Source organism: Amphibacillus cookii, assembly GCF_016908375.1.
GTDB classification, from domain to species: Bacteria; Bacillota; Bacilli; order Bacillales; family Amphibacillaceae; genus Amphibacillus_C; species Amphibacillus_C cookii.
Window position 1 is genome coordinate 422,188 of record NZ_JAFBDS010000001.1, and the last position, 12,410, is coordinate 434,597.

The 12,410-nt window shown below is 37.2% G+C and carries 13 protein-coding genes; 6 read left to right on the forward strand and 7 right to left on the reverse strand.

Going from position 1 to position 12,410, the window contains the following annotated elements; all coding sequences use genetic code 11:
• Positions 1-116: 116 nt before the first annotated feature.
• The gene (locus JOE23_RS01805) at positions 117-374 is read left to right on the forward strand and encodes a hypothetical protein (RefSeq protein WP_204435580.1); all 258 of its coding nucleotides are present in this window, start codon (positions 117-119) and stop codon (positions 372-374) included.
• 59 nt (positions 375-433) lie between these two features.
• Here JOE23_RS01805 and JOE23_RS01810 read toward each other — a convergent pair whose 3' ends face one another.
• The gene (locus JOE23_RS01810; RefSeq protein WP_204435581.1) at positions 434-751 is read right to left on the reverse strand and encodes a DUF3139 domain-containing protein; all 318 of its coding nucleotides are present in this window, start codon (positions 749-751) and stop codon (positions 434-436) included.
• 119 nt (positions 752-870) lie between these two features.
• Here JOE23_RS01810 and JOE23_RS01815 point away from each other — a divergent pair, with 119 nt between their 5' ends.
• Entirely contained in the window at positions 871-1,032 is a 162-nt protein-coding gene (locus JOE23_RS01815) for a hypothetical protein (RefSeq protein ID WP_204435582.1), read from the forward strand.
• Positions 1,033-1,567: 535 nt separating this feature from the next.
• Here the strand turns inward: JOE23_RS01815 and JOE23_RS01820 are convergent.
• A complete protein-coding gene (locus tag JOE23_RS01820) occupies positions 1,568-1,723 on the reverse strand; it encodes a DUF1540 domain-containing protein (RefSeq protein ID WP_204435583.1) in 156 nt (51 codons plus the stop codon).
• A gap of 276 nt (positions 1,724-1,999) precedes the next feature.
• Between JOE23_RS01820 and JOE23_RS01825 the strand changes: the two genes are divergently transcribed.
• The gene (locus JOE23_RS01825; RefSeq protein WP_204435584.1) at positions 2,000-2,869 is read left to right on the forward strand and encodes a helix-turn-helix domain-containing protein; all 870 of its coding nucleotides are present in this window, start codon (positions 2,000-2,002) and stop codon (positions 2,867-2,869) included.
• Between the two features lie 161 nt (positions 2,870-3,030).
• Here JOE23_RS01825 and JOE23_RS01830 read toward each other — a convergent pair whose 3' ends face one another.
• Together JOE23_RS01830 and JOE23_RS01835 are read right to left on the reverse strand one after the other, a co-directional pair.
• Positions 3,031-4,197 carry a glycoside hydrolase family 27 protein gene (locus JOE23_RS01830; RefSeq protein WP_204435585.1) on the reverse strand — a complete coding sequence of 389 codons (1,167 nt, stop codon included), beginning with the start codon at positions 4,195-4,197 and terminating at the stop codon, positions 3,031-3,033.
• A gap of 164 nt (positions 4,198-4,361) precedes the next feature.
• Positions 4,362-5,105, reverse strand: a complete 744-nt coding sequence (locus tag JOE23_RS01835) for a helix-turn-helix domain-containing protein (RefSeq protein ID WP_204435586.1) — start codon at positions 5,103-5,105, stop codon at positions 4,362-4,364.
• 118 nt (positions 5,106-5,223) lie between these two features.
• On the opposite strand from JOE23_RS01835, the gene JOE23_RS01840 reads away from it, so the two are divergent.
• Positions 5,224-7,023 (forward strand): family 43 glycosylhydrolase, encoded by a 1,800-nt coding sequence (locus JOE23_RS01840; protein ID WP_204435587.1) that lies wholly within the window; start codon positions 5,224-5,226, stop codon positions 7,021-7,023.
• Between the two features lie 435 nt (positions 7,024-7,458).
• Here the strand turns inward: JOE23_RS01840 and JOE23_RS01845 are convergent, their stop codons facing one another.
• Together JOE23_RS01845 and JOE23_RS01850 are read right to left on the reverse strand one after the other, a co-directional pair.
• Positions 7,459-8,514, reverse strand: a complete 1,056-nt coding sequence (locus JOE23_RS01845; RefSeq protein WP_204435588.1) for a HAMP domain-containing sensor histidine kinase — start codon at positions 8,512-8,514, stop codon at positions 7,459-7,461.
• Positions 8,511-9,185 (reverse strand): response regulator transcription factor, encoded by a 675-nt coding sequence (locus JOE23_RS01850; protein WP_204435589.1) that lies wholly within the window; start codon positions 9,183-9,185, stop codon positions 8,511-8,513. Before JOE23_RS01850 ends, JOE23_RS01845 begins: the two co-directional genes overlap by 4 nt.
• Positions 9,186-9,471: 286 nt before the next feature.
• Here JOE23_RS01850 and JOE23_RS01855 point away from each other — a divergent pair, with 286 nt between their 5' ends.
• Both JOE23_RS01855 and JOE23_RS01860 read left to right on the forward strand, forming a co-directional pair.
• The gene (locus JOE23_RS01855) at positions 9,472-10,419 is read left to right on the forward strand and encodes an ABC transporter ATP-binding protein (RefSeq protein WP_204435590.1); all 948 of its coding nucleotides are present in this window, start codon (positions 9,472-9,474) and stop codon (positions 10,417-10,419) included.
• Positions 10,416-11,114, forward strand: coding sequence for an ABC transporter permease (locus tag JOE23_RS01860; RefSeq protein ID WP_204435591.1), 699 nt, complete (start codon positions 10,416-10,418; stop codon positions 11,112-11,114). Before JOE23_RS01855 ends, JOE23_RS01860 begins: the two co-directional genes overlap by 4 nt.
• 347 nt (positions 11,115-11,461) lie before the next feature.
• On the opposite strand, the gene ku is transcribed toward JOE23_RS01860, so the two are convergent.
• Positions 11,462-12,304, reverse strand: a complete 843-nt coding sequence (gene ku, locus JOE23_RS01865; protein ID WP_204435592.1) for a non-homologous end joining protein Ku — start codon at positions 12,302-12,304, stop codon at positions 11,462-11,464.
• Positions 12,305-12,410 lie beyond the last annotated feature (106 nt).

Sequence of the window (12,410 nt, forward strand, 5' to 3'; positions counted from 1 at the left end):
GATCATCAAATAAAGTTAAAAGTAAATCCACTGGTGCTAATCTTAAAGTCGATGGTCGTTGGGGTCCACAGACAACACGTGCTTTACAAGACGCAATCAGCACCGTTACAGATGGTGTGATTAGTGATCAAACACGTAACCTAGCTAGCCAAGCTATTATTGACGTAGAGTTTGGTAAAGGTCGTAAAGGTAGCTTAGTAATTAAAAGACTGCAGCGTTTAGTTGGCAGTAAGCAAGATGGGCTGATTGGGCCTAATACGGTTAGAACAACACAGAAATATTTGGGTACTGTGCAAGATGGGATTATTAGTGTGCCTAACTCAGCTATGGTTCGAGCGTTGCAAAAAAGGCTTAATGCTGGGACGTTTAGGTAATAAAAGCAAGCCCTCACTTGGTTGGTACTGCATCCCAAGTGAGGGCTATTTTTAAATTATCATTTATCTACAACATGTTCTTCTCCATCTTCCGTATAAGATTCCAATATTATTTTATTATCTTCATTTTGATAATAGTAATAGGTTTTAGCGTCATTTTTTAATTTGATACTAACCATATAATTTTTATTACCTTTCAAGTTAGAGATAAAAGGTTCACTAGATATAATCTCATTCTCGGAGATGTTTTCTTCCGTTATTAAATATTCAACTACGGTATTTTTTAGACTGTTTTTCTTTAATTCTATAAATCCAAAAAAGCTGCCAACTAAAATAATAATGATTAATATTGGAATCGAAATTATTTTTCTTTTCATTTAAATCAACCTTTCTATGTTTTTATATTATATTAAACATTAAATTTAGTAAAATAGGAAGAAAAATATAGTGTTAATGGTAATTATAGTATATCCTTTTTAATAAAAGGAGGTATTTTATGGTATTGAATAAAGAAAAAATGTTACTTGCTTTGTTGGTATTTATTGTTTTTTTTACTTTTGCTCAGAATAATAAAGTAGAGGCTGCAATAGATAATAAGCCTGGAGATATCATTGTTACTAATGATACTTCATCTAAAGGTATTGCTGGACCATTTTAATGCAATTTTACATATTTCTTTATCATCAAAATAATCCTGCATAAAATTTTCAATAAAAGTTAATGAAGAATTTCGATTCATAGATGTATATTCAATTTTTTTATTATTTAAAGAATAATGTGGGGGATATCCAGCGACCTCGAGAATACGCTGGAATTCAATTAAATTTTCTTGAACATCTAATAACTCCTTAAACTCATCTATGGCGCTTTGTAGTACTCTAACCATCTCTTTACTCATCTAACTTCAGCAACTTTTTACGTTCTGGAATCAGTTGCTTCAATTGTTTTGTATCTTTCAATGTCGCTTGTTTTTATGATGGCTCTGTTAAAGTTTAATGTTGATATTACTTATAAAAATGGAACTCCATAATTTATGGAAGTTCCATTTTTATAATATTTGCTTATTCCACTAACGCTCTTCGTTAGTGGAATAAGCACAGAATAATGTTTACGTATTGATTCCCAAGGCCATTAAAGAAGGAAAGGGTCGATGGCAGAAAAACCTGTCTACTTTTGAAAAAAGTTTGAGCGTTTTAGAAACTTCGCTCGAACGTTTGACAGTCTGTTTCTTTTTCATTGGCAGCACGTTTGCCAGTATGGCTTACAACATAAATGACATTAGCATCACACCTATTCCCATCGGTCCAGTACTTACAATTGTTTACCTCACATTTCACGTCTTTAGCCATCTTTCACACCTCCTATATAATCAGTATCACTCAAAATAGCTCATTTCATGTATTTCTTTCTACAACAACATGTTAGCGCTTTATTAAAATATGTTATTATGTGTTTAATCTGCTAAATTATATCTTGGTTGTGCTTATTGCGATTACTGTTATTTTACTTCAAGAGGGAATGGAATTATTGGACTAATCTAGTGGTTTTGATAAAAATAGGATAATATAATTTATTAACTGGAAGGGAAATTATTTAACGAGCTTAATGGAGAGGAGAACATAAGCGTGAGACAGCTATTTCCAGAGAATGAATCTAATACTCTGAATGGTTCACATGTAAACAATCGTTTGGTTTTTATTAGCTATGGTCATAAACCAGTAAATATGCATAAATGGGGACCAGGTGTACGGGATGTTTATGCACTACATTACATCATAAAGGGGAAGGGGATGCTTCGGACTAGAGAGGGTACATTTCCATTGGAGAAAGGGGAAAGCTTTATTATCTTTCCATATATGGAGATCTATTATTATCCAAATCCTCAGGACCCCTGGGAATATGTGTGGGTTGAGTTTAATGGTGAGGAAGCGACGTGCTTATTGGAAATGACCAGTCTAACACCCTATCATCCAGTGGCATCAGCGTCACCGCTAAACCTAAAGTCTTTTTTTGAAATCGATAAGGACATGGGCATGGATGCTTATATTAAATTACGTTGTGAAGCAAAGCTACGCTTGTTATTGTCCTATTATATGGAATACTATCCTAAAGAGGTTTCCATTAATCAAGTTGATTACGTCGGTCAAGCCAAAACCTTTATCCATCGACATTATTGGAAGAGTACAATAAGAGTATCGGATATCGTAGATGCAGTTAAAATCGAGCGAAGCTACTTGTTCCGCTTATTTAAAGAAGCAACAGGCATGTCAATCTCAACATATTTAACGCGCTATAGAGTTCAACAAGCATGTGAACTATTAAGGTCATCTGATCTGTCGATTAAAGCAATAGCCTATTCTGTAGGCTATAAAGACCCATTGTATTTTTCGAGAGTCTTTAAAAAGGCAACGTCATATACACCTTCAGCGTATATGACGTTGCGCTTGGAATCTAACGAAACAACACACACATTCCTGAGTCTCGATAATACTTAATGAGCTTGTCAATCGGTTCGCGTCCACAGTTTAGTTGCTTACCCAGACAATCAATACAAACAAAATCCTTTGCGTTTCTGGAAACGAGCTTCAAATAGATCGCAACATCATCTGTTTGAAGCGGTACACGGCAGTTTCGACAGGATCGATCACTGCACACTCTACTTGACCACCTTTGCTCTTACAATTAAGCAATCGTGTTCTGGGACAACAGGATTAAACCTTTCCGTAAACTTACCAAGATTTTTATGTGCCCAGCAATCAAACAATTCTAAGGAAAAACCGGATGCATATGGAAGACCTAAATCCCAGAATTGCAAAGATATTTCTCTTTGACTATCGCTTAAATTAAAGAAGCCTATAGCAAGATCACCATCAGATAGCACCTTTACAAGCATAAAAACGTCATCTGTATGGAACCATTGCGGCTCTGGTTTGATTCGATATGCGCCTCTTCCTTCATAATCCTGATTAATCTTTAGTAATTCTTGATTAAGTAGGATATCCTTTGTTACTTGATTGGCATCACGAATATCACAGCCGATCATAAGTGGAGAACCCATCATACTCCATAACGAAAAGTGGGTCTTATATTCATTATCAGTACAACCGCCAATTTTATGGCCAATAAAATTGTTGTTACTACCACCATACATACCAACAACGAGCATATCCATATCATTATGACAAAAAGAGCCCGTATAGCACCCTTTGTCCAGCTGGGAGCGTGCTAAGTTCTTAATCGATTCCCAACTATCTTGTATGTCACCTGTCGAGCGATACATATGAGCGCCAGACTCACGAATCCACTGATAAACATTGTCCTCGCCCCAGTTACATGCTGAAAATAAGACCTCTCTCCCACAGTTTTTAAGGGCAAGGCTCATCCGTTTATATAGGAGCTCGCCTGAAATCTGTCTTGGTTTAAAACAGTAATCATATTTTAAAAAGTCGACATGCCATTCCGCCAATTGTTTTGCATCTTGAAATTCATGCTCAAAGCTACCTGGATAACCCGCACATGTGTGCGTGCCCACACATGAATACATGCCAAACTTTAAACCTTTATCATGAATATAATCGGCAAGCGCGCGCATACCACTCGGAAATTTTTCTGGATCAGGCACTAAATTTCCATCCTGATCTCTTTCCTTTAAACTCCAACAATCATCAATGACAATGTACGTATAACCAGCATCTTTATACCCTTCAGAAACGAATCGGTCTGCTACATCACGAATAAGCTGCTCGTTAATATCCCATGTGAACGTATTCCAAGAGTTCCAACCTAAAGCAGGTTTTAAACCTAATAAATGATCCTGTGTCATAAACAAAAATCCACCTTTCTATTTAAGCCGTGTACAAATAAGGCTGTTTTAATACCTTGATTAAAACAGAACCCTTTTCTTCTTGCTATAGCTTAATGTTGTATGTATATGGATTGTTGTTGCTTTACTATCGACTTATCGAAGGTTTTGCAAAGACGGTACGGTTATTTTTGAAAATAAGCAGGAGAAATGCCAAATTTATCTCTAAATTGTCTTGAAAAATGCTCGACATTCTTATAACCACACTGGTAGGCGATTTGATTAATGCTAAATTTATCTGTTTTTAGTAAATGTGCAGCATGGTTTAAGCGTATCTCGATCACATCTGTCATACATGATTTACCATAAAGCTTTTTATAGGTGCGGTGAAAGTATCCTTCACTTAAATTCATTAGCCTAGACATGTATGTAATCGTCCACGGAAAGCCTGGGTTGACCTCTATCTCTTGGCGTAATTCATTAAATTTAATCGCTAAATCTTTCCCTTCTGTGCCGTGGCTGTACATAAGTTTACATAGTAAACCCTTAAGCAAATGAATCGCGACGCTTTCATTACCGTGTTGATGTTCATGGGCAATCAATTTAGTGAGTTGATGGCAAGCTAGTTGATCATTCATATAAAGGGGAACACCATAGTTGAGTTGACTTTGATCAAAAAAGAGGCTCTCCAAATTAAATCTAATCCAACCATTTATATAGTGATCAGTACAAGCCTGGTATTTAATCGGCTGATCTGGTTGAAACAAGACCGCATGGTTTTCACCGTATGGTTTCATCTTTCCATCTACTTGAAAGCTTGCAGCTGTTTTAGTTAAAACGAGAAGCCAACAGTTGTGACCACTCGGTAGGTGGAAGATAAAATCGGCACTATGCTCTGCATGATGATCAGCAAAAAAAATCTCCTCCATAGTCAACTCACTCCTTAAGGTCAGAATATATCAATTTAAAGTTATAATAAATCATGGCTTTGTGTCAATTAGCTTATTATAATGGAGCTATTAAATCAAAAGGAGTGAAAGCGTTTAAATGGAGTCGAGAAAATCATTTCAACTTTTATCCTATACACGCAAACCAGAAGGGATTTATGGAGAAAAACTGGCTAACAGCATGCATCTTGCTTACAGTGTTGATGGCCAAGCATTTCAGGCATTTAATCATAATACCGGTGTGCTATTTGCCAGAGCAACTGAAAATGAGAACCGAACGCTAAATGCAAAATGTTTAACACAGCCTTTCATTTTTGAATTAGCTGAGCAGATGGGCTATGGTGTAGTTGCGATTAGAACTGAGCCTGATGGTACGCCAGATTTAGAAAGTAAAGGAAAGGTTCTGCTCTTTACAACTATTGATTTTCTTGACTTTAGGGAGCATGGATTAGTCGATTTAAAAAGTGATAAACATATCCACTATGTAACATGTACCTATTTATCTAAGGAGAAGCAGTATTGCCTAAAATGGTGTGATGAATCGAACGAAAATTACGAAGCACTCTTTTCCGATCTTGATGAAATTGATGTAAAACCTACTCCAACACCTCCATTCAGCGTTGATGTTTTGACTACCAATATTAAGGGAGCACAACCGGTCAATCGTATTGACATTTCAAGGGCTACTTTTGATAAATTAATTGAACGTTTAACCGCACCACAAAATATTGGTGTAAATATACCGGAAAAAGCAGTTATTGGGACTTTAGATGAATTAAAGCAAGTTAAGGCTGAGTATTTATACAGTGATGATACGTCAGTGACCCGATCAATAAGATGGGATACGCGTTCCATCGATATAAGACAAGATGGTGAATATATGATTACCGGTGAGGTAGAGCAGCCATCTTTTTACTTTCCAATTAGTATTGATCGGGCTGATCCATGTGTTTTTAAGTTTAACGATGCCTATTATTTTATCGCAACAAATGATGCGAATGGAAATAAAAGCCTCTCGATTAGAAGAGCACATACCATAGCAGAATTGGTCACAGCCCCGGAGTACGAGATTATTAACACGAAGATGTATAATCACATGGTTCAATTTCTTTGGGCGCCAGAGTTTCATAAGGTAGGAGACGATGTCTATATATTCTTGGCAAGTAGTCCGAAAGGTTTTTCAGAAATCAGATCGCACGTGATGAAGCTGAAAAAGGGCGGAGATTTATGTAATAAAAATGATTGGGAAGAGCCGATCCCATTTTTGGATCAGTATGGTCAAGTATTAAGCGAAAAAGGGTTAACGCTTGATATGACTTATTTTACAGTAAAGGAAAGGCACTATGTTGTTTGGGCACAGCGTGATCTTGTACCTAATGATTTAGGCTCTTGGATTTATATCGGAGAAATTAATCCAGATAAGCCGTGGCAGCTAATAAGCGATCAAGTGCTATTGTCAAAGCCGGATTTTAGCTGGGCAAATAATCATGTCTTTGTTGAAGAAGGACCCTATCCATTGTTTGTCGGCGATCAGTTAATGTTAACGACTTCAAGTGCGTTAGTCGATTACACTTATTGTGTTGGCATGCTAAGGGTTGATAAGCAGGCAGATTTATTAGAACCAAGTAATTGGAGCAGAAATCATTATCCATTATTAACATCTGCTTCAGTAAAAGGGGAGTGTGGTCCTGGACACAATGCCTATGTTGAAGATGATGAGGGGCTGATCTGGAATACCTATCATGCACGAGTTGGCAAAGATGGCCCGCGGAGCAGTGGCTTTAGACGTGTTCACTTCCATAAAGACGGTTTCCCAGTCTTAGATTTAATCGAAGATAAGGATATTGATGAAAAATATCGTAAACTTAGCTTGTCGGTAACAGTTAAATCTCAGAAGTAATACGAATGGGATGAACTAGGCAGGTCATGCTAGGCTAGCACGTGAAATTTTTACGTTATTATTTGCTTTAAAAAGAATTGCGCTCTAAAAATGATTACCTAATCCATTTCCCTGTGTGAAGAAGAGCACTTTACACAGGGGATCTTCAGTTTGTGCTGTTTCCACAGGATAAGCAAGGCATGGTCAGCAATACATGGCACGAAGAAAATTGCTCTTGATTGTCGATCGTTCTGTTTTTAACTTTTTCTTGTTTGTTTCGCTCGCGGTTTTTCTGCAAACGGTTGGCGGTCACTTGAGGGGCCACTTTAGTGGCTACGTTGGTAAAATACCCTTATAGGTCGAAATACTTACTTTGACTTATATATTTCGATAAGGTGAAGAGGTCTTAATGTACATCATCACTAAAAATAGCGCAGATACATCCCCTCTAATTTCCTATCCTATCTCATCTATAGGTAACCTTATGGTAAAAACACTGCCTTTCCCAAGTGCACTTTGCACTTCTATTGTACCTTCACAAAGGTCGATAATCCGTTTGACTAGTGTTAATCCCAGCCCGTTTCCTGCTATATAATGAGAATTGTGTCCTTGATAGAATTTGTCAAACAGATGGTGCATCGTTTCATCGCTCATACCGCCTCCATTATCTTCAAGACGAAAAACGGCTTTTCGTCCGGATTGATACAAACTTACTTTTAGCGTGCCCCCGTTGTCTGTATATTTAATAGCATTGTCTAGAAGGTTGATCCAAACCTGATGAATGAGATGTTTATTGCCGAGAATTTCAATTTCATCTTTCAGTTCGATATCCATATGGTGATTTTTAGCATTCCATTTTGGCTCCAACATTAAAATGGCCAGCCGGATTTGCTCATCTAATCGGTAAAGCGTTTTTTCACTTATGATTTCGATCGTATCCACTTTTGATAAGTTAAGGACATTAGTAGAAAGCTCAACCAATCGCTCGGATTCTTGAATTATACTATCCAGGTAATCTTGCTTCTCCTCCTCGCTAATGTCCCCCTCTTTTAACAATTTTGCAAATCCACTAATCGAGACAATGGGCGTTTTGAATTCATGTGAAAAATTTCTCACAAAGTCACTACGTAATGTTTCAACCCCTCTCAGATCTTGTACCATTTTATTAAAGCTCTGGGCTAACGTGTCCAATTCTAATACAAAACTACCGTTCACTTTAACAGAGAAATCACCTTTTGCTACCTTATCAGTAGCCTTCATCATATCACGAATCGGCTTAACGGAACGTTTGCTCAACAGAGCGGCAATTACAACACCTAAAAAAACAAAGGTATACATCATCACAATTATTGGGTTTATCTCCTGATCAAAATCAAAAAGACCCAACCAATTAAGTAATAAGGCAAGAAGAGCCGCTGAAATTATGGATAAAACCATGACCATAAAAACCAATGCCACCAAGGAAAGTGCAAGGCTAATTTTTTTGGAGAAAACCTTTTTTGTCCATCTCATTGGCGCATCACCACTTTATAGCCTAAACCACGTACCGTGACAATCTCAAAGTCAGAGTTGTCTCTGAATTTATCACGCAGTCTGTTAATATGAACATTCAAAGTATGGTCATCTGTTTCTGTTTCGATACCCCAAATTTCCTCTATTAGTTGAAGACGGGTGAAAATTTTGTTGGGATAGCTCATCAGTTTAAATAGAAGGTAAAACTCCTTTTTAGGGAGTGTAAATTCCCTTTTTCCTTTTACAACAGTAAGGGCATTATAATCCATTGTTGTCTCACCAACTACGAGTTTGTGCTCACTTGCTATTTTTGCTCTACGTAGAAGTGCCTTGATGCGAAATAGCATTTCCTTTTCGTCAAATGGCTTGGTCATATAATCATCTGTACCTGCAAGGAAGCCTTTGTGTTTGTCTTTCGATTCTTGATTGGCAGTTACCATTAGGATCGGTATATTATCACCAATACCACGTAAATCCCTGCATAATTGATAGCCGTCTATTCGAGGCATCATGACATCGAGAACAATTAAATCAAAATGCTGAGTTTCCATCATATTTAGCGCCACAAGTCCATCCATTGCGGTGGAAGTATTGTAGCCTCCACGCTTTAGAACAGCACACATCAGCTTTTGCGTATTCGCATCATCTTCGACGACTAAAATATTAAACATCATGTTCACCTCCATAAATTATTATACTTCCATAATCTAAACTGAATATCAACAAAGCAATGGTGTAAAAATTGATGTTCAGTTTATCTTTGTGAATTACGGTGAAGATGTTACATTCTAAGTGTCACTATAAAAACTAATATCTAATGAAAGTAGGCGATACGTCAGGTATCCATAAAATCATTATCTATGAACATGACCCCAATGTGTTTTATTAAAATCATTTAAGGTCAAAGGAGTAAGTACAAAAGGTGGGTCTAAATATAATAGATGAGGAGTTATAACAATGACAATAGTAAAAAAAGCAAGCTTGGCTGTGATACAAATGGAAGGTCTCAGCAAATACTTTGGTGATCACAGGGCTGTAAACAATGTTTCACTTGAAGTGAAGAGAGGCGAAATATATGGTTTTGTTGGTCTGAACGGCGCAGGTAAAACAACGACAATAAAATTGTTGTTATCATTGCTAAAGCCCACAACCGGTAGTATCTATATGATGGGGAGTAAAGTTGAGTCGGGGAATTATAAGTTATGGAATAAGGTGGGATATTTAGAGGAAGCCACCTACTATCCGGGGCTTACCGTTTTTGAGAATTTAGACATTGCACGCCGAATGCAAATGATATCGGACCGCCAATCGGTTGACTGTGTAGTTGAAAAGCTAGGGCTCGATGCTTACAAAAATAAAAAAGCCCAAAACCTTTCTTTAGGAAACAAGCAGCGATTAGGACTAGCTAAGGCAATGATCCACAATCCGGAAATCTTGATTTTGGATGAACCTATCAATGGTCTAGATCCAGCAAGTGTAGCGGAGATCAGGGAGATGTTACTTGATTTATCAAAGAACTTTGGTGTTACCATCTTTATTTCAAGTCATTTATTAGAGGAACTCACAAAGTTAGTTGATCGAATTGGAATAATGCATCATGGGCAGTTAGTTAAAGACATTAAAATGGCGCAATTGGAGCAATCGCTACAAAAGTGTTTGCTCCTTGATGGTCGCGATAAAAGCGCAATGAGTTGTATTCTAAAAGAACAAGGATATGACTTTGAGGAAACCATGGACAGGCGTCTGAAATTAATGGATGATGACGCGATACTACAACCTGATAGAGTGGCGGAACTATTAGTGAGTGCCAACCAACCGCCTACACATCTCAGCATTGTGACCGAAGATCTAGAAGGTTACTTTCTTCGTACCATTCGTTCAGTCATTAGGGAGGGGCAATCATGAAAATACTTTCTTTTGTGAATTGTGAGGCACGTAAAGTATATCGTTCCACTGTTTTTTGGGTGGTGATCTCAGTATTCAGTCTATTACCGCTGATGCTTGGATTTTTAAGCAGTCCTGACCTAGATTGGGAGTCGTATTTGTCAGATTTACTCGCCTCTACTGCCACACTACTGGTGGTTGGTTGTTCTTTTACCTCTGCATGGGTTTTTGGACGAGAGTATACAGACAATACCATTAAGGATCTGCTGGTAAAGCCTATTCCTAAAACATATAGTGTGTTATCTAAATTTATCGTAATTACGATTTGGAATGTTATTCTGGCTAGTTTTTCATTTATGGTGGTTACAGGAGTCGGTGTTTTCATAGGAATTAATGGTGGATCTATTTCTTTAATTCTAAGTGAGTTTTTGACTTTCATGCTAACGGCAATTATGATTATGGCTGTAAGCACAACTAGCGCTTTGTTAGCCAGTGTCACGAAAGGGTATTTGGCTCCAATTGGTCTGACGTTTGTGATTGTAATTGTATCTAACGTTGTCACGCATCTTGGAATGGGTACGTATTTTCCATGGACAATACCCGTAATTTCTTTAGTAGATAGTATTAGCTTGATCAGTATTGTCATTGTTATGATGACAGGAATCACCGGATTGGTGGGAACCATTGCATGGTGGAGATTTGCTGAACAGAAGTAACTAAATTGGTTTATGTTTTCACTTCCTGAAGAGAAAGCAATGTGTTGAAGCGTTTTTTTGACATTTTAAAGAAGTTTATCACAGATAGTCGTCCACAAACACCCAGCTCAAATAGAGCGTAGAGCAAATCTATTTAGGGCGAGAGTTAACGGCCACTAATATCCTAATTCACTTACCTAATTATCAGTGGGCGAAAACGAAAACGCCCACTGATAAAGTTGTTTTATAGGAAAGAGATGAGTTATCTCGAATTAAAAAGCAGGAGTGAAGAATATATCTTTTGCTATAACCTAACCATAATGAGTTGCATTAATAAAAGCAAATGTTTACGATATGCACCGTTCATCTTATGACGTAGCTCTTTTCTTTTTGGTGGTCGCTTTTTTTCTTGTTTGTTTCGCTCGTGGTTTTTCTTCTTTTGCACGGTCTAATGACTTCTGAAGGGCGTCCATTAAATTCAATACATTGTCTGGGGCTTTTTTAACCTCACCACCTATTTCAATCTCCTCATTATTCTTCTTCGATTCGATTAACGCCATTAAAGCTGTGCGGTAATTATCTTTGTATTTTTCAGGTTCAAATGCTGTTGTCAGTTGATCAATAAGAAGTTTCGCAGTGGCTAACTCTTTTTTCTCTAGTTCTCCTTGCTCTGGTATATTTGGAAGGTCCGATACGGATCGAACCTCATCTGGATAATGAATCGTTTCGACCACGAGTGCCCCTTCGTATACACGAATGACAGCAAGTTGTTCTTTTGATCGAATCATCATTTTTGCTATTCCAATTTTGTTAGCTTCTATTAGCGCTTCTCTTAATAAAACATATGCTTTTGATCCGCCCTCATTTGGGGATAAATAATAGCTTTTTTCAAAATATATAGGATCAATATCTTGTAATTTTACAAAGTCAATAATTTCAACGGATTTATCCTCTTGTTCTTTTTTTAATGCTTGTAATTCTTCCTCATCTAAGATGATAAATTTGTTAGTGGCGTATTCATAGGCTTTAACAATATCATCGTTAGACACTTCTTCCTCACAATTGGGACAGCGCTTCTTATATTTTATTGGTGTTTTACATTTTTTGTGCAATTGGCGAAGTTGTATGTCCTTGTTTTCTGTAGCTGCGTGCATTTTAATAGGTATATTAACTAAACCAAAACTAATCGTTCCTTTCCACATGGTGTGCATGCTGTTTCCTCCTTTTTTAGTTAGTTTGTCAGCAAAGGATGTTTTTATGCGATAGTAGCAGGTTTAAATTTCAAACGAATAAGCCATGTTAAGTGGTAGGCGAGGA